The sequence below is a fragment of the Streptomyces sp. NPDC025833 genome, assembly GCF_055558055.1.
In genome coordinates, this window is sequence record NZ_JBVHNF010000008.1 from 206,087 (window position 1) to 223,780 (window position 17,694).

Here is a 17,694-nt window from a genome sequence, read left to right on the forward strand (position 1 = left end):
ACCACTGCCCGAAGCACCCGGCCCGGTCGGTGTTTCACGTGAAACATCGACCGGGCCCGGTTCAGCTCTGCTCGGCCCACCACTCCTTGAGGGCCGCCACCGCCGCGTCATGCTCCATCGGGCCGTTCTCCAGGCGCAGCTCCAGCATGTGCTTGTACGCCTTGCCGACGGCCGGACCCGGACCGACCCCCAGCACGTCCATGATCTGGTTGCCATCCAGGTCGGGCCGGATGGCATCCAGCTCCTCCTGCTCCTGGAGCTGGGCGATGCGCCCCTCCAGGCCGTCGTAGGCCCGGGACAGCGCCGCCGCCTTCCGCTTGTTGCGCGTGGTGCAGTCGGAGCGGGTCAGCTTGTGCAGACGGTCCAGCAGCGGTCCGCCGTCACGGACGTAACGGCGGACCGCCGAGTCCGTCCACTCCCCGGTGCCGTAGCCGTGGAACCGCAGATGGAGTTCGACCAGCCGGGAGACGTCCTTCACCAGCTCGTTGGAGTACTTCAGGGCGGTCATGCGCTTCTTGGTCATCTTGGCGCCGACCACTTCGTGGTGGTGGAAGGAGACCCGGCCGTCCTCCTCGAACCGGCGGGTGCGCGGCTTGCCGATGTCGTGCAGCAGCGCGGCCAGGCGCAATGTGAGGTCCGGGCCGTTCTCCTCCAGCGCGATCGCCTGCTCCAGGACGATCAGCGTGTGCTCGTAGACGTCCTTGTGCCGGTGGTGCTCGTCGCTCTCCAGGCGCAGGGCCGGAAGCTCGGGCAGGACCCGGTCGGCGAGGCCGGTGTCGACGAGCAGGGTCAGGCCCTTGCGCGGGTGGGCGGACAGCACCAGCTTGTTCAGCTCGTCCCGGACCCGCTCCGCCGAGACGATGTCGATGCGCCCGGCCATCTCGGTCATGGCGGTGACGACCTCGGGGGCGACGGCGAAGTCCAGCTGGGCGGCGAACCGGGCGGCCCGCATCATGCGCAGGGGATCGTCGGAGAAGGACGCCTCGGGGGTGCCCGGCGTCCGCAGCACACGGGCCGCGAGGTCCTCCAGACCGCCGTGCGGGTCGATGAACTCCTTCTCGGGCAGCGCCACGGCCATCGCGTTGACCGTGAAGTCGCGGCGGACCAGGTCCTCCTCGATGGAGTCGCCGTACGAGACCTCCGGCTTGCGCGAGGTGCGGTCGTACGCCTCGGACCGGTAGGTGGTGATCTCGATCTGGTAGCCGCCCTTGTGCGCGCCGACCGTCCCGAAGGCGATCCCCACCTCCCAGAGGGCGTCCGCCCATGGCCGGACGATCTTCAGAACGTCCTCGGGGCGGGCGTCGGTGGTGAAGTCCAGGTCGTTGCCGAGCCGGCCGAGCAGCGCGTCGCGGACCGAACCGCCGACCAGGGCGAGCGAGAACCCGGCCTCCTGGAATCGGCGGGCGAGGTCGTCGGCGACGGGGGCCACCCGCAGCAGCTCGGCGACCGCGCGCTGCTGCGCCTGGCTCAGGGCAGAGGGAGTGTCTTCGTTCGGGTTCGGCACAACAGAAGAGGGTACGTGTCCCGCGCGATCCGGGGCGCCCCTCTTTTCCTGGCGCGGACAGCTCCCCGCATACCCGCCGCAAGCGCTGCTCTTGCGGCGTACGGCCGCTCTCCCCTCGATACTGGATATAGAGGACGCGTCGCGGCCGCATACGGATCTTGTGAAGCAGACCGCGGCACTTCCGTTCAGCGCGCATCGTTACCATGCGTGGACGCACATTCCGACGACCACTGACGACGAGGGACGGGCGAGCGCGTGGCCGAGGCGGCTGACTTCCAGGGGACCAGTGCCTCACCTGCCCGCCGCTGGCTGTGGCGTGCCGGAGCGCTTCTCGCGGGCACCCCGCTCCTGGCCGGTCTGCTCCAGCTTCCCGCAGCCATACCCGCCCGGGCCGCGGCCTCCGACACGGTGTCCGTCTCCGTGGACTCGCTCAGCCCCAGCGCCCCCACGGACGGCGACACGCTGACCGTGTCCGGCACGGTGACCAACCAGGGCAGGCAGACCGTCACGGACGCCCATGTGGGCCTGCGGGTGGGTTCCCAGCTGACCAGCCGCTCGGACATCGACTCCGTGGCCCGGCACTCCGACGAAGCGCAGGGTCTCTCCGGCTCGGAGGTCGGCGGCAAGTACCAGGAGGAGTTCGACAAGCTGGCCCCGGGTGTCGCCGAGCACTTCAGCATCTCCGTCCCCCTGGACAAGCTCGACCTCGGTGCGGACGGGGTCTACGAACTGGGGGTCGCCCTCTCCGGCCAGACCTCCTCCCAGCAGTGGGACCAGCTCCTCGGCATCCGGCGCACGTTCCTGCCGTGGCAGTCGTCGGACGCCGGCACCAAGACCAGGACGACGTTCCTGTGGCCGCTGCTCTCCCAGGTGCACATGAGCGCCAAGACGGACGCCGGCGATCTGCAGACCCCGGAGTTCCTCGACGACGAACTGGCCGAGGAGCTGGCTCCCGGCGGCCGGCTGGCCCAGCTGGTGGAGCTGGGCCAGGACCTCGACGTCACCTGGGTGATCGACCCGGACCTGCTCGCCTCGGTCGACGCGATGGCCGTGGGCAACTACCGGATCCAGGGCACGGGCGGCACCAGCACGGCCGGGTCGCGGGAGCACCAGTCGCTGGCCAAGCAGTGGCTGGCCGCGCTGCAGAAGGCGGTGGCCGGCAAGGAGGTCGTCGCGCTGCCGTTCGCCGACCCCGACCTGGCCTCGCTGGCGCACAAGGGCACCAGCGTCACCGGCTCGCTCAGCCACCTCAAGGACGCCACCGACGTCGCCGCGACCACGGTCAAGACCGTGCTGCACGTCACTCCGAGCACCGACTTCGCCTGGCCCGTGAACGGCGCCGTGGACCCGTCGATCATGAAGGTCGCGACCTCCGCGGGCGCCGACCGGGTGATCGCCCGCAGCGACAGCCTCCGGGAGACCGGGGGGCTGTCGTACACGCCGTCCGCCGCCCGCCCGGTCGGTGGCGGCACCACGGCGGTGGTCGCCGACGCCCGGCTGTCCACGGCCTTCCAGGGCGACCTGACGAAGGCGGGCCCGGCCACGCTCGCCGTACAGCAGTTCCTGGCCCAGAGCCTGCAGCTGAACATGCAGACGGACAAGCAGCGCAGCATCGTCGTCGCTCCGCAGCGCACGCCCACGGCGAGCCAGGCCCAGGCGATGGCGGCAGCGCTGACGGCGCTCCAGGGCGGCACCTGGTCCCAGCCGCAGGACCTCACCGCCGCGGCCAAGGCCAAGCCCGACCCGGGCGCCACCACGCGCATCCCGTCGGCGTACGCCTACCCCTCCTGGCTGCGCCGGCAGGAGCTGCCGAGGACCGCCTACGAGCAGATCGCCCGGACGCAGGACAAGCTCGACAGCTTCCGCGTGGTCCTCACCGACCAGTCCCGCGTGGTCACCCCGTTCGGACGAGCGATAAACCGGGAGATGTCCACGTCCTGGCGTGGCCGGGGCGGCGAGGCGGACAGCTACCGGGGCGCCGTGGAGACCTGGCTGGACGAGCTGGCCGACCAGGTCAAGCTGATCGACAAGTCGGAGACCAAGCTCTCGGGACGCAGCGCCACGATCCCGGTGACGGTGCAGAACAACCTCGTGCAGCCCGTCGGCCACCTCGTGCTGCGCCTCCAGTCGACCATGCCGACCCGTCTGAAGATCGGCGGCAAGGCCTACTCCGAGCAGCCCGTGGACATCTCCGGCGGGCACAGCCAGTCCGTGAAGTTCACCACCTCGGCCAATGCCAACGGCCGGGTCGCGGTCATCGCCCAGCTGTACACCGAGGACGGCCGGAGGTACGGCGCCCCGGTCAGCTTCGACGTGAAGGTCACCGAGGTCACCCCCACCGTGATGCTGGTCATCGGCGGTGGCGTCCTGCTCCTCGTCCTCGCCGGTTTCCGCATGTACACCCAGCGCAAGCGCGCCGCCTCCCGGCAGGCCGGGGACGAGGGCCCCGGCACCGCGGGAACGGGCCCGGACGAGCCCGGGAACCCCGAGGCGCCCGGGGACCGTCTCCCGGGGGAGTCCGACTCCGCCACCGGGGCAGGCGACCCGGAGCAGCCGAGTGACCCTGCGCCGGACACCGCACCGGAAAGCACCGACCCGTCCGGGACGGGTGAGAGAGTGGACCGTTGAGCGATGTCGTGGCCGGTGGGCCCGGGACGATGAGGTGGGGTAAGGCATGAACGCGCCGTACGACGGTGACCGCGGCCATGGCGCGGCCGGCTCGGGCTACCCCGAGACGCCGCCCGACTCCGGCCAGGTGCCGCCGCAGCACGCGGCGGACATGTACCTCCAGGACGCCTACGAGCAGGACCCCTACCGCGCGCAGGACCTGGCCGCCCAGGACCCGGTGGCCGAGGCCCTGTACGACCGCGCCGCGCACCCGCCGCCGCCACCCGGGTCGTACGACCCCCAGCAGCCGCCGTACGCGCCGCCGGCCCAGTCGCCCTACGCCCCCGACCCGCGCGTGTGGGCGCAGCCCCCCGCGCCGGAGCCCGGCGGCGCCACCCAGTACCTGCCCTACGGCGACGACCCGCGCACGACGCAGTTCGTGGGCGTGGACGACCTGGTCTCGCACTCCGGCGAGGAGTACCACGAGCCGGACGCCTTCGCGCACCTCTTCAAGGACCAGCAGCACAGCGGCGGGCACGCCCCCATGGATCCCCCGGCCCCGGCCGGACCGGGCGGCATGCACGACGCCACCGCCCCGTACCCGCAGGCGCAGGGGCACGATCCGCAGCAGGGCCACCCGTACGCCGGCCCGGGCTACCCGGCCGCACCCGCCGCCGGGTACCCCGCCGGACACCCGGCGCAGTCCCCGGTGCCCGCGCCGGCGGCCGCCCCCGACCCGGTCGCGGCCGTCGGAACGGTCGAGCTGGAGGTCACGCCGCCCGGCGGCACCGCTCCGGCCAAGAAGGGCGGACGGGCCGCCGGCCTGATGAAGTCCAGCGCCGTCATGGCGGCGGGCACGATGGTCTCCCGCCTCACCGGCTTCGTCCGCTCCGCGCTGATCGCGGCCGCACTGGGCCTCGGCTTCCTCGCCGACTCCTTCCAGGTGGCCTACCAGCTGCCGACGATGATCTACATCCTCACCGTCGGCGGCGGCCTGAACTCCGTGTTCGTACCGCAGCTCGTTCGCTCCATGAAGGAGGACGAGGACGGCGGCGAGGCCTTCGCCAACCGGCTGCTGACCGTGGTGATGGTCGCCCTGGCCGTGCTGACCGGGCTCGCGATGCTCGGCGCGCCGCTGCTGGTGCGGGCGCTGGCCAACCCCGTGGCCAACAACCCGGCCGCGAACGAGGTCGCGGTCACCTTCACCCGCTACTTCCTGCCCTCGATCTTCTTCATGGGCATCCACGTGGTGATGGGTCAGATCCTCAACGCGCGCGGCAAGTTCGGCGCCATGATGTGGACCCCGGTCCTCAACAACATCGTCATCATCGTGACGCTCGGCATGTTCATCTGGGTCTACGGCACCGCCGCCGACTCCCACCTGAAGGTCGAGACCATCCCGCCGGAGGGCCAGCGGCTGCTCGGCGTCGGCGTGCTGCTGGGCCTGGTCGTCCAGGCACTGGCGATGATCCCCTACCTGCGCGAGACCGGCTTCCGGATCAGGCTGCGCTTCGACTGGCGGGGCCACGGTCTGGGCAAGGCCGCGATGCTCGCCAAGTGGACGGTCCTGTTCGTCCTCGCCAACCAGGCGGGCGCCCTGGTGGTGACCCAGCTGTCCATCGCCGCGGGCAAGGAGTCCGGCGTCTCGGGCACGAGCTTCGCCGCCTACGCCAACGCCCAGCTGATCTGGGGCCTGCCGCAGGCCATCATCACCGTGTCCCTGATGGCCGCCCTGCTGCCGCGGATCTCCCGCTCGGCCGCCGAGGGGGACCCGGGGGCCGTCCGCGACGACATCTCCCAGGGCCTGCGCACCACCGCGGTCGCCATCGTGCCCATCGCGTTCGGGTTCATCTCGCTCGGCATCCCGATGTGCACGCTGGTCTTCGGTTCCGCCGGCACCGGCGCGGCCGTCAACATGGGCTACATGCTGATGGCCTTCGCCCTCGGCCTCATCCCGTACTCCGTGCAGTACGTCGTCCTGCGCGCCTTCTACGCGTACGAGGACACCCGCACGCCGTTCTACAACACGGTCATCGTGGCCGCGGTCAACGCCGTCGCCGCGGCGCTGTGCTACTTCCTGCTGCCGGCCCGCTGGGCGGTCGTCGGCATGGCCGCCGCCTACGGTCTCGCCTACGCCATCGGGGTGGGTGTCGCCTGGCGCCGGCTGCGCAAGCGGCTGGGCGGGGACCTGGACGGTGCCCGGGTGGTGCGCACGTACGCGCGGCTGGCCATCGCCTCGGTGCCCGCGGTCCTGCTCAGCGGCGCGGCCTGCTACGGCATCGGGCACACCCTCGGCCTGGGCGTCGCCGGCTCCTTCGCCGCGCTCGTCGCGGGTGGTGCCGTCCTGTTCGGCGTCTTCTTCGTCGCCGCCCGGCGGATGCGCATCGAGGAGCTCAACTCGCTCGTGGGTATGGTGCGCGGGCGTCTGGGGCGTTGAGGCGGGGGTAGGCGCACAACCATCGTCCGTCGCCGTGTGTCGTGCATAGCGGCCGACTGTGGGCACAATTGGTTTCGGCGTCGGACAGCGTGCAACGGATGGGGAGGCAGGGACGACGGTGGCGGAACGGAGCACGGCTGCCGTCGACGTGGCAGACAACAGCGGTGAGCAACCGCTGACCGCCAAGGCGGACCAGTCCACGGCCGACGGGGTGGCCAAGAACCCGGAGCGGGGCACGGACATCGAAGAGGCACAGGGGAGTGGCGGAGCCGAGGGCCCCGGACGGAAGGCCTCGCCTCCGGAGTTGCACAGCGGTCACAAGCTGGCCAGGCGCTACCGGCTGGAGGAGTGCGTCACCCGTCTGGACGGGTTCAGCAGTTGGCGTGCGGTCGACGAGAAACTCCGCCGCGCCGTCGGGGTCCACGTACTGCCCGCGGACCACTCCCGGGCCCGTGCCGTCCTGGCCGCGTCCCGTTCCTCCGCGCTGCTCGGCGATCCCCGCTTCGTCCAGGTCCTCGACGCCGTCGAGGAGAACGACCTCGTCTACGTCGTCCACGAGTGGCTGCCCGACGCCACCGAGCTGTCCACGCTCCTCGCGAGCGGCCCGCTGGAGCCGCACGACGCCTACCAGATGGTCAGTCAGGTGGCCTCCGCGATGGCGGCCGCGCACCGGGAGGGCCTCGCCCATCTGCGGCTCAACCCGAACGCCGTCCTGCGCACCTCCACCGGTCAGTGGCGGCTCCGCGGACTGGCGGTGAACGCGGCGCTGCGCGGTGTCGGCTCCGAAACCCCGCAGCGCACCGACACCGAGGCGATCGGCGCCCTGCTGTACGCCGCGCTGACGCAGCGCTGGCCTTACGAGAACGACGCGTTCGGCCTGTCCGGCCTGCCCAAGGACCTCGGCCTCATTCCGCCGGACCAGGTGCGGGCCGGTGTCCACCGCGGTCTGTCCGAGCTGGCCATGCGTGCCCTCGCCAACGACGGGGCCACGGCGTCCCGTCACGAGGCCGCCTGCACCACGCCGGAGGAGCTGGTGAAGGCGATCGGCGAGATGCCGCGCATCCGCCCGCCCGAGCCGGCGTTCACGGCCCCGCCGGAGTACCAGCGCACGACCTACCAGCAGGGCACGTACGGCCGGCCGGCGGCCCATCCCGGGATCACGCAGCCGATCGCCCCGCCTCCTCCCCCGTTGCAGAGCCGCACCGGCAAGGCCCTGAAGTGGGCGGTGTCGGCGCTCCTCATCGCCGCCCTGGGCCTGGGCAGCTGGCAGCTGGCCGACGCCCTGATGGACCGGACCAAGAAGTCGGACGACACCCGCAAGAGCCGGACGACCGACAACGGCGACAAGAACGAGGCGAAGCCCAAGCCGGTTCCGATAGCGATCCAGAACGGCCAGGAGTTCGTCGCCAAGGGCGACGCCCAGCACCCCGGCGACGTCGCCAAGACCTACGACGGGGACTCGTCGTCGTACTGGAGGACCAGGAGCTTCTCCGACGGTCCGCCGATCGCGCCGTACAAGCCGGGCGTGGGCATCGTCTACGACCTCGGTTCGGCCAGGAACCTCAGCACCGCCACCGTCGACCTGCGGTACGCCGGTGATCACACCACGGTCGAGCTGTACGCCGCGGATTCGCTGAGCCCGGCGTCCCTGGACTCGATGCAGCGGATCGGCACGGCCACCACCACGGGCACCACGGCCACGGTGAAGGTCGCCAAGCCGCTGAAGACGCAGTACGTCCTCGTCTGGCTGACGGCCGTGCCGTACTCGGGGTACGACTCGGCCCTGTACAGCAACGAGGGCTACAAGCAGGCCGTCGGCGAAGTGAAGTTCACGGGCTGACGGCCCACCCGGACCGGAGGGGGCAGATGGCGGAGGGCGCCGGATACGACGGAGTGGGCGACCGCGACCTGCTCGCCCGCCACGTGGAAGGCGACCCCGATGCCTTCGGCGAGATCGTACGGCGGCATCGGGACCGTCTCTGGGCGGTGGCCCTGCGGACCCTGGGGGACCGCGAGGAGGCCGCTGACGCGGTGCAGGACGCCCTGGTGTCCGCCTACCGGGCCGCCCACACCTTCCGGGGACAGTCGGCCGTCACCACCTGGCTGCACCGGATCACGGTGAACGCCTGCCTGGACCGGGTGCGCAAGGCGGCCTCGCGGAAGACGGATCCCGTCGACGACACCGAGCGGCTGGAGCACCTGCTGGAGCCGCACGAGTCCGCCTCGGCGCCGGCCGAGCGCAAGGACGTCCACCGCCAGCTCATCGAGGCGCTCGGCACACTGCCCCCGGAGCAGCGGGCCGCGCTGGTCCTGGTGGACATGCAGGGCTACCCCGTGGCAGAGGTCGCGCGGATCCTGGACGTGCCGACGGGGACGGTGAAGAGCCGGTGTGCGCGGGGCAGGGCGCGGCTCCTGCCCCTGCTCACGCACCTGCGGCCGGAAGGCGGCGGGCCCGGCCGGCCGGGCCGGGAGGAGCGCGGACAGGAAAGCGGTCCGCGACGGAACCGGGAGGAAGAGCCATCCGTCCCACCGGCAACGGGGTCGCCGAGCGGACGCACCAGGGGCCCGGGACCGAGTGATGCAGCCGTAGTGAAGGGCGGAGGTGGGCGAGCGTGACATCGACGACGGACACGGCCGGGCACCCGGACGTCGCGGAGATCTCCGACCTCACCGAGGGGCTGCTGCCGGCGGACCGCAGCACGTACGTGCGCCGCCACCTGGACACGTGCGCCGCGTGCGCGGACCTGCATGCCTCGCTGGAGGAGATCCGGGGGTTCCTCGGATCGGTGTCCGAGCCGGAGCCCATGCCGGACGACATCGCGTGGCGCATCGACGCGGCCCTGGCCGCCGAAGCGGCACCGCCCACCGACGGCGCGAGCACCCCGGACGATGTTTCACGTGAAACATCGCCTCTCGCGGATCGTCCCGCCGGGCGGCCCCGTGCGGCGACCGGGCCGGGACGCAAGGAATCCGTGCGAGGCCGGCGCCGCGGGCGGTTCGCCCTGGGCGCCGTTCTCACCGCCGCGGTACTCGGTGCCGGTGGCCTGGCCGTGACGTCGCTCGGCGACAACACGAACCACCCGACCGCCCAGGGAACCCCGTCTCCCACCGCCGGGTCCTTCTCCGGTGACAGCGTGGGACACCAGGTGCACGCCCTCCTCGCCGTCAAGAGGGAACTGCCGCGCTCGGACTCGGCCGATTCGACGGACCGGCCGAGGACCCTCGTGCAGAGCGGGGTACCGGTCCCGGACTGCGTCCGGCAAGCGGTCCGGCAGAGCGCCGACGTCCTCGCCGCCAAGACGGGAACGTACGTCGGCAAGGCCGCTTACCTCGTCGTCGTGGCCGATGCCCCGGACAGCGATCGGGTCACCGCCTACGTGGTCGACGCGGCCTGTACCCGGCAGCAGTCGGCTTCGGCCGGCACGGTTCTGCTGAGGCAGTCCGTCGCCCGTTCTTGAGGTCTGCTGGAACACTCCTATGGACGCCCTACGGCGTGCGTGTGCCCGGACACACCGGGAATGCGGGGCCCGTAGGATCCGTTGGGTCGGGTGAGAGGTCCGAAAGGGTCTCTCCCCGGTCGACTGACGCAGACCAGAGACGAGGAATCAAGCCGTGAGCGACGTCCGTAACGTGATCATCATCGGCTCCGGGCCGGCAGGCTACACGGCGGCGCTCTACACCGCCCGTGCGTCGCTGAAGCCCCTGGTGTTCGAAGGCGCCGTCACCGCGGGTGGTGCGCTGATGAACACCACCGAGGTGGAGAACTTCCCGGGCTTCCGCGACGGCATCATGGGGCCCGACCTCATGGACAACATGCGCGCCCAGGCGGAGCGCTTCGGTGCCGAGCTGATTCCGGACGACATCGTCTCCGTCGATCTGACCGGTGAGATCAAGACGGTCACCGACACGGCGGGCACCGTCCACCGGGCGAAGGCCGTCATCGTCACCACCGGATCGCAGCACCGCAAGCTCGGCCTGCCGAACGAGGACGCGCTCTCGGGACGTGGCGTCTCCTGGTGCGCCACCTGCGACGGGTTCTTCTTCAAGGACCAGGACATCGCCGTGATCGGTGGTGGCGACACCGCGATGGAGGAGGCCACCTTCCTGTCCCGGTTCGCCAAGTCGGTGACGATCGTCCACCGTCGGGACACCCTGCGCGCCTCCAAGGCCATGCAGGAGCGCGCCTTCGGCGACCCGAAGATCAAGTTTGTGTGGGACAGCGAGGTCGCCGAGGTCCAGGGCGAGCAGAAGCTCTCCGGTCTGAAGCTGCGCAACGTCAAGACGGGCGAGCTGTCCGACCTGCCCGTGACGGGCCTGTTCATCGCGATCGGCCACGACCCGCGCACCGAGCTGTTCAAGGGCCAGCTAGACCTGGACGAGGAGGGCTACCTGAAGGTCGCCTCGCCGTCCACGCGCACCAACGTGACCGGTGTCTTCGCCGCCGGTGACGTGGTCGACCACACCTACCGCCAGGCGATCACCGCGGCCGGCACCGGTTGCTCCGCGGCCCTGGACGCCGAGCGCTTCCTTGCCGCCCTCGCGGACGAGGACCAGGCGGAGCCCGAGAAGACCGCCGTCTGACCTTCCCCTTCCCGCCCCACCACACGACCGAGGTAAGGAGCCCACTGTGGCCGGCAACCTGAAGACTGTGACCGACGCCGACTTCGACCAGGAGGTCCTCAAGAGCGACAAGCCCGTCCTCGTGGACTTCTGGGCGGCCTGGTGCGGCCCGTGCCGCCAGATCGCCCCGTCCCTGGAGGCGATCGCCGCCGAGTACGGCGAGCAGATCGAGATCGTCAAGCTCAACATCGACGAGAACCCCGGCACGGCCGCCAAGTACGGCGTCATGTCCATCCCGACCCTGAACGTGTACCAGGGCGGCGAGGTTGCCAAGACCATCGTCGGCGCCAAGCCCAAGGCCGCGCTGCTCCGGGACCTTGAAGAGTTCATCACCAAGTGATGTTTCACGTGAAACACGAATGGGCCAACCCCTCGGGGTTGGCCCATTCGCTATAGCGGCCGCAGTGAGGGCTCCTTCTGGACCGCTCCCAGGAGCCGGTCGAGCGCCATCTCCACGTCTTCCTTCCAGGAGAGCGTGGACCGCAGCTCCAGCCGCAGACGCGGGTGCGTCGGATGCTGGCGGACCGTTTTGAAGCCCACGGACAGGAGATGGTCGGCCGGCAGCAGACAGGCCGGGTGCTCCCACCGCGCGTCGCCGAACGCCTCGATCGCCTTGAAGCTCCGGCGGAGCAGATCCTTGGCGACCGCCTGCACCAGAACCCGGCCCAGTCCCTGCCCCTGGTAGCCGGGCATGACCAGCGCCGTTATCAACTGCACGGCGTCCGGCGAGACCGGGCTCGTGGGAAACGCCGTCGAGCGGGGCACATAGGCCGGCGGCGCGTAGAGGATGTAGCCCACCGGCACGTCGTCGACGTACACCACGCGACCGCACGAGCCCCAGTCGAGGAGGACCGCGGAGATCCAGGCTTCCTTCTCCGCCGCGGCCGTACCCGCCGTCAGTGCCGCCTCGCCGCTGACGGGATCAAGCTCCCAGAAGACACAGGATCGGCAGCGGTCGGGGAGGTCCTGAAGGTTGTCCAGAGTCAGCGGTACGAGCCGGCGCCCCATGAAGGCTGATCCTCGCTTCCTTCGCCCGCCGCATCGCGAGCGGCTGTCCGAGCGCTCCGTTCCCTCAACAGGCTGCCGACGAATCCGCCGACCGCTCCGAGGCTCAGACCCGCGCTCACCAGTCCGGTGCGGCTCATCGTTCGCATGGCCCCCGTCTCCCACTCGCAGATGCATCTGCCGTCCGGTGGATGTGCCATGACTGATCGCATCGTATCCACGATGCCCTGCGGTCGACACCGGCTCCCAGCAAAGAGCGGACCGTGTCCGGCGTGTACCGGTCACGGCCCGCTCCCCTGCACCAGCGGCGGCAGCGCCCGGGGATCAGTCCTGCGCTTCCTCGCCGCCGCTCTCCTGAAGGCTCTTCTGGAGGGCCAGCCTCTCGCCCGGGGCGAGCGTGCTGAGGATCCGCTCAAGGTCGTCCGCGGAGGCGAACTCCACGGTGATCTTCCCCTTCTTCTGGCCCAGCTCGACCTTCACCCGCGTCTCGAAGCGGTCCGAGAGCCGGGTGGCCAGCTCGTTCAGCGCCGGTGAGGGAACGGAACCGGCCCGGGGCCCCCTGGCCCGCGAGGCTTTCTGGGGACGCGAGCCCATCAGCGTGACGATCTCTTCCACGGACCGCACCGACAGCCCTTCGGCCACGATCCGGTGCGCGAGCCGGTCCTGTTCCTCCGAGTCCTCCACGGCCAGCAGGGCCCGGGCGTGACCGGCGGAGAGCACACCGGCGGCCACCCGCTTCTGGACGGTCGGGGACAGCTTCAGCAGCCGCAGGGTGTTGGAGACCTGCGGGCGAGAGCGCCCGATCCGGTCGGCCAACTGGTCGTGCGTGCAGTTGAAGTCCTTCAGCAACTGGTCGTAGGCGGCGGCCTCTTCGATCGGGTTCAGCTGCGCCCGGTGCAGGTTCTCCAGCAGGGCGTCCAAGAGGAGCTTCTCGTCGTCCGTGGCCCGGACGATGGCGGGGATGGCCTCCAGGCCGGCTTCCCGGCAGGCGCGCCAGCGGCGCTCACCCATGATCAGCTCATAGCGGCCCACGCCCAGCTGCCGCACCACGACGGGCTGCAGGAGGCCGACTTCCTGGATGGAGGTGACCAGTTCCTGGAGCGCGTCCTCGTCGAAGATGTCCCGCGGCTGGCGTGGGTTCGGCGTGATGGCGTCGAGGGGGATCTCCGCGAAGTGGGCACCCATCGGCGGCGCCGGCATCCCGGGGGCGGGCTGTGTCGCCTCGGGTTCCTGGCTGACGGCCGGCAGGGTGGTCACCTTGGCCGCGGCCACTCCGCGGTCGGTCGTCAGCACCGGGGCCGACGGGGACGCGGACGCCGCTCCTCCCAGTGCGACCGGGGCGGATGCCTTCTCGGTCGGGGCAGCGGGGATCAGTGCGCCGAGACCCCGGCCCAATCCCCTCCGTCGCTCGCTCACTGCATCCCCTCCACCATGCTCGGGTCGTTCTGGGCGCCGATGTGGGCCTGGCTCGCGTCGTAGCTGATACCGACGCCCCTCAGCGCGATTTCTCGGGCCGCCTCAAGGTACGAGAGGGCGCCGCTCGATCCTGGATCGTAAGTCAGCACCGTCTGCCCGTAGCTCGGCGCCTCGGAGATACGGACTGAGCGGGGAATGCTCGTCCGCAGCACCTCCTCGCCGAAGTGGGTGCGCACCTCTTCGGCGACCTGGGAGGCGAGACGCGTCCGGCCGTCGTACATGGTGAGCAGGATGGTCGACACATGCAGGGTGGGGTTGAGGTGCCCTCGTACCAGGTCGACGTTGCGCAGGAGTTGACCGAGGCCCTCCAGGGCGTAGTACTCGCACTGGATCGGGATGAGCACCTCCGCGCCCGCGACGAGCGCATTGACCGTCAACAGGCCCAGCGAGGGCGGGCAGTCGATGAGGATGTAGTCCAGCGGCTGCTCGTACGCCTGGATGGCTCGCTGAAGCCGGCTCTCTCTCGCCACCAGGGAGACCAACTCAATCTCCGCACCGGCGAGATCGATGGTGGCGGGGGCGCAGAAGAGTCCTTCGACGTCGACGACGGGCTGGACCACCTCGGAGAGGGGCCTGCTGTCGACCAAGACGTCGTAGATGGAGGGAACTTCTGCGTGGTGGTCGATTCCCAGGGCGGTGGACGCGTTGCCCTGCGGGTCGAGGTCGACCACCAGGACACGGGCACCGTGCAGAGCCAGCGAAGCGGCGAGATTGACGGTCGTCGTCGTCTTGCCCACGCCACCCTTCTGGTTGGCGACCACGATGATTCGGGTCTGCTCGGGTCGCGGCAGACCTTCGCCGGCGCGGCCGAGAGCCTCCACCGCCAGTTGGGCCGCACGACCGATGGGAGTGTCGTCCATCGGGGGCAGTGTTTCACGTGAAACATCCGCTCCCGTCGACTCGGTTCGGGGACCGGGGACCGGATCGGTCATCGGTCCCGCGATGTTGGCGTCGGACCGCAAGGATTCACTCTCCTCGACTTCAAGCTCGCAATGAACAGAGCCTCCCATGCCTTCGGGGTCAGGAACCAGTGAGGCCGGGCGTTCTGTGGAGAAATCCACCTCTGTGGACAACTCCGTACCTCTGGAGAGGGGCGGAGCCGCCGGAGAGGCGGGATTCTCGTCGAGTGAACCGAGGGGCTTGCGGTCACGTGGTTCGGCCGCAGCGCGACCCCGACCGATGATGCCGTGCAGCAGTGAGCGACGTTTCACGTGAAACACGATGACAACAAATTGTCCCTTATGTGAGCGACACTCCGCCGAGCACGCTCTGGCGCCCGCCGTCTTACGTAAGTTCCCGCTTGTCAAGATCAGCGACTCAACGGGGCGGGCGACCGGGGCCACGACAGCACAGAGGCGCTCTCCTGCCGAGGAGAGCGCCTCTCGCGGGTGCGGGGACCGTCAGCGGCGGCGACGCGCCCGTCCCGTCCTGGCCGCCTTCGCGCGCTTCGCCGCGAAGCGGACACCGCCCGGGCTCTCCCCGACCTCGACCCGCACCACCGTGGACAGCGGGTCCACGACGCCGTCGCCCACCTGGAGGATGGACGTCTCGACCGCGCCGAGCTTGCTGAGGGCCGTGGCCGCGGCCTTGAGCTCCTCCTCGGCGGTGTCCCCCTTGAGCGCGAGCATCTCGCCGTACGGGCGCAGCAGCGGAATGCCCCACGCGGCCAGGCGGTCCAGCGGGGCCACGGCCCGAGCCGTCACCACATGGACGGGCGGCAGGGTGCCCAGGACCTCCTCGGCGCGACCGCGCACCACCGTGACATGGTCCAGACCGAGCAGTTCGACGACCTCGGTGAGGAAGTTGGTGCGCCGCAGCAGGGGCTCCAGCAGCGTGATGTTCAGGTCCTCGCGGACCAGGGCGAGCGGGATGCCTGGCAGCCCGGCCCCGGAGCCGACGTCGCAGACCGTCACCCCCTCGGGGACGGCCTCGGAGAGCACCGCGCAGTTCAGCATGTGCCGCTCCCACAGGCGGGGCACCTCCCGCGGGCCGATCAGGCCGCGCTGCACCCCCGCCTCCGCGAGCAGCTCCGCATAGCGGACCGCATCGGCGAAGCGATCGCCAAACACTTCCCGCGCCTGCTCGGGCGCGGGGGGAAGCTCCGCTGCCTCCGTCACGGGGACCGTCCTTCCGTACCGCGCCGGCGCTTCACGCACCGGCCACCAGAACTACCAGGCTGACAAAGTTCGGCCCCGCCTGCGCAACAGACGGGGCCGGTGGAACGTGGGGCCGATCAGGCGGGCAGCACGACGACGAACCGCTGCGGCTCCTCGCCCTCGGACTCGCTGCGCAGCCCGGCGGTCTTGACCGCGTCGTGCACGACCTTGCGCTCGAACGGGGTCATCGGCTCGAGCTTGACCGGCTCACCGGTGCTCTTCGCCTCGGCGGCCGCCTTGGCGCCCAGCTCGGAGAGCTCGGACCGCTTCTGGGCCCGGTAGCCCGCGATGTCCAGCATCAGCCGGCTGCGGTCGCCGGTCTCCCGGTGCACCGCCAGGCGCGTCAGCTCCTGGAGCGCCTCCAGCACCTCGCCGTCCCGGCCGACCAGCTTCTGCAGGTCGCGGCTGCCGGCGTCACTGATGATCGACACGGAGGCGCGGTCGGCCTCGACGTCCATGTCGATGTCGCCGTCGAGGTCGGCGATGTCCAGCAGACCCTCCAGGTAGTCCGCCGCGATCTCGCCCTCCTGCTCGAGGCGGGTGAGGGTGTCTGCACCCTCGGCGGCGGCGGAGGTGGTGCCTTCCGTCACGGGATGGGCTCCTTCTTACTTCTTGGACGGGGACTTGGGCCGCTGCGGGCCACCCTTGCGCTGGCCGGACTGGGCCTTGCTGCGGGTGCCGGAGCTGGGCTTCTGGGGCTGCTTCGCAGCCGCGGGCGCGGTGTCCTCGGGCTCGTCGGACTTCTCCAGCGACAGGGAGTCGTCCGCCTGCCTGGGACCGCCGGACTGGCGCTGGGACTTGCTCTGCCGCTTGGGCTGCTGGCGCCGGGGGGCGGTGGCCGCGGCCGTGGTGGTGTCGGTCACCACTCCGTCCTCGGTCTGCGCCGCGGCCTGGGCCGCGCTCTTCGTCACGGTGCCGTCGGCCTGGGCGGCGAGACCGGCCTTGTTCAGCGAGTTGATGAACTTGCGCTCGAACTCGTTGCGGTCGCGGCCCTTGGTGACGATCGCCTTGACGATGGTCTTCTCGCTGCGGCGGCGGACCTTGCCGTGGCTCGTGACGTGCTTGGTCAGGCGCTCCAGGTAGGCGGCCTGGGCCTTGGAACCCGGCGTCGGGTTGTTGTGGATGACGTACATCTGCTGGCCCATGGTCCACACGTTGGTGGTCAGCCAGTAGACGAGGACACCGACCGGGAAGTTGATGCCGAAGACGGCGAACATGACGGGGAAGACGTACATCAGCATCTTCTGCTGCTGCATGAACGGCGTCTTCACCGTGGTGTCGACGTTCTTCGTCATCAGCTGGCGCTGCGTGTAGAACTGCGACGCCGACATGAGGACGATCATGATCACGGTCACGACGCGGACGTCGGTCACCGAGGCGTTCAGCGCGTGGATCGTGTCCGCGCCGTCCTTGAACTTCGCCGCGAGCGGTGCGCCGAAGACGTGCGCCTTGCGCGCGCTGGCCAGCAGCGGCTCGTTGATGACGCCGATGGTGTGGCCCGACGCGATGCCGTTGAGCACGTGGTACAGGGCGAAGAAGAACGGGGACTGCGCCAGGATGGGAAGGCACGAGGAGAGCGGGTTGGTGCCCGACTCCTTGTACAGCTTCATCATCTCTTCGGACTGACGCTGCTTGTCGTTCTTGTAGCGCTCCTGGATCTTCTTCATCTCGGGCTGGAGCGTCTGCATGGCCCGGGTCGCCTTGATCTGCTTCACGAAGAGCGGGATCAGGCAGATGCGGATCAGGATCACCAGGGACACGATGGACAGGCCCCAGGCCCACCCGGTGTCAGGTCCGAAGATCGCCCCGTACACCTTGTGGAACTGGACGATGACCCAGGAGACGGGCCAGGTGATGAAACTGAAGAGGCTGGCAATCGTGTCCACTAA

14 protein-coding genes are annotated in these 17,694 nt (G+C 70.4%); 7 read left to right on the forward strand and 7 right to left on the reverse strand.

Annotated features, from left to right (window positions below):
• Positions 1-61: 61 nt before the first annotated feature.
• Positions 62-1,504, reverse strand: a complete 1,443-nt coding sequence (locus ACZ4K2_RS16225) for a CCA tRNA nucleotidyltransferase (protein WP_467468472.1) — start codon at positions 1,502-1,504, stop codon at positions 62-64.
• A 255-nt stretch (positions 1,505-1,759) separates the two neighbouring features.
• Between ACZ4K2_RS16225 and ACZ4K2_RS16230 the strand changes: the two genes are divergently transcribed.
• From ACZ4K2_RS16230 to trxA, 7 genes are all read left to right on the forward strand, one after another.
• Complete coding sequence (locus ACZ4K2_RS16230; RefSeq protein ID WP_467468469.1) at positions 1,760-4,132, forward strand: DUF6049 family protein; 2,373 nt, start codon at positions 1,760-1,762, stop codon at positions 4,130-4,132.
• A gap of 46 nt (positions 4,133-4,178) precedes the next feature.
• Positions 4,179-6,548 carry a murein biosynthesis integral membrane protein MurJ gene (gene murJ, locus ACZ4K2_RS16235; RefSeq protein WP_467468467.1) on the forward strand — a complete coding sequence of 790 codons (2,370 nt, stop codon included), beginning with the start codon at positions 4,179-4,181 and terminating at the stop codon, positions 6,546-6,548.
• Positions 6,549-6,666: 118 nt separating this feature from the next.
• Positions 6,667-8,388: a protein kinase family protein gene (locus tag ACZ4K2_RS16240; protein ID WP_467468465.1), complete on the forward strand. Its 1,722-nt coding sequence runs from the start codon at positions 6,667-6,669 to the stop codon at positions 8,386-8,388.
• Positions 8,389-8,414: 26 nt separating this feature from the next.
• Positions 8,415-9,164 (forward strand): RNA polymerase sigma factor SigM, encoded by a 750-nt coding sequence (gene sigM, locus ACZ4K2_RS16245; RefSeq protein WP_467468463.1) that lies wholly within the window; start codon positions 8,415-8,417, stop codon positions 9,162-9,164.
• Positions 9,161-10,006 (forward strand): anti-sigma factor, encoded by an 846-nt coding sequence (locus ACZ4K2_RS16250; RefSeq protein ID WP_467468461.1) that lies wholly within the window; start codon positions 9,161-9,163, stop codon positions 10,004-10,006. Before sigM ends, ACZ4K2_RS16250 begins: the two co-directional genes overlap by 4 nt.
• A 154-nt stretch (positions 10,007-10,160) precedes the next feature.
• Entirely contained in the window at positions 10,161-11,129 is a 969-nt protein-coding gene (trxB, locus tag ACZ4K2_RS16255; RefSeq protein WP_467468459.1) for a thioredoxin-disulfide reductase, read from the forward strand.
• Positions 11,130-11,175: 46 nt separating this feature from the next.
• The gene (trxA, locus tag ACZ4K2_RS16260) at positions 11,176-11,508 is read left to right on the forward strand and encodes a thioredoxin (RefSeq protein WP_467468456.1); all 333 of its coding nucleotides are present in this window, start codon (positions 11,176-11,178) and stop codon (positions 11,506-11,508) included.
• 50 nt (positions 11,509-11,558) lie between these two features.
• On the opposite strand, the gene ACZ4K2_RS16265 is transcribed toward trxA, so the two are convergent.
• From ACZ4K2_RS16265 to yidC, 6 genes are all read right to left on the reverse strand, one after another.
• A complete protein-coding gene (locus tag ACZ4K2_RS16265; RefSeq protein ID WP_467468454.1) occupies positions 11,559-12,176 on the reverse strand; it encodes a GNAT family N-acetyltransferase in 618 nt (205 codons plus the stop codon).
• Between the two features lie 321 nt (positions 12,177-12,497).
• The gene (locus tag ACZ4K2_RS16270) at positions 12,498-13,589 is read right to left on the reverse strand and encodes a ParB/RepB/Spo0J family partition protein (RefSeq protein WP_467468452.1); all 1,092 of its coding nucleotides are present in this window, start codon (positions 13,587-13,589) and stop codon (positions 12,498-12,500) included.
• Positions 13,586-14,659: a ParA family protein gene (locus tag ACZ4K2_RS16275; RefSeq protein ID WP_467468826.1), complete on the reverse strand. Its 1,074-nt coding sequence runs from the start codon at positions 14,657-14,659 to the stop codon at positions 13,586-13,588. Before ACZ4K2_RS16275 ends, ACZ4K2_RS16270 begins: the two co-directional genes overlap by 4 nt.
• 390 nt (positions 14,660-15,049) lie before the next feature.
• Positions 15,050-15,766, reverse strand: a complete 717-nt coding sequence (gene rsmG / locus ACZ4K2_RS16280; RefSeq protein ID WP_467468450.1) for a 16S rRNA (guanine(527)-N(7))-methyltransferase RsmG — start codon at positions 15,764-15,766, stop codon at positions 15,050-15,052.
• 116 nt (positions 15,767-15,882) lie between these two features.
• The gene (locus tag ACZ4K2_RS16285) at positions 15,883-16,395 is read right to left on the reverse strand and encodes a Jag family protein (RefSeq protein ID WP_467468448.1); all 513 of its coding nucleotides are present in this window, start codon (positions 16,393-16,395) and stop codon (positions 15,883-15,885) included.
• Between the two features lie 15 nt (positions 16,396-16,410).
• On the reverse strand, positions 16,411-17,691 hold the full coding sequence (gene yidC, locus ACZ4K2_RS16290; RefSeq protein WP_467468447.1) for a membrane protein insertase YidC: 1,281 nt from the start codon (positions 17,689-17,691) through the stop codon (positions 16,411-16,413).
• Positions 17,692-17,694: the final 3 nt, after the last annotated feature.

Coding starts and splice junctions, on each gene's coding strand:
- murJ (WP_467468467.1), top strand. CDS start 4,179: ATGAACGCGCCGTACGACGGTGACCGCGGCCATGGCGCGGCCGGCTCG.
- sigM (WP_467468463.1), top strand. CDS start 8,415: ATGGCGGAGGGCGCCGGATACGACGGAGTGGGCGACCGCGACCTGCTC.
- ACZ4K2_RS16265 (WP_467468454.1), bottom strand. CDS start 12,176: ATGGGGCGCCGGCTCGTACCGCTGACTCTGGACAACCTTCAGGACCTC.
- ACZ4K2_RS16275 (WP_467468826.1), bottom strand. CDS start 14,659: ATGGGAGGCTCTGTTCATTGCGAGCTTGAAGTCGAGGAGAGTGAATCC.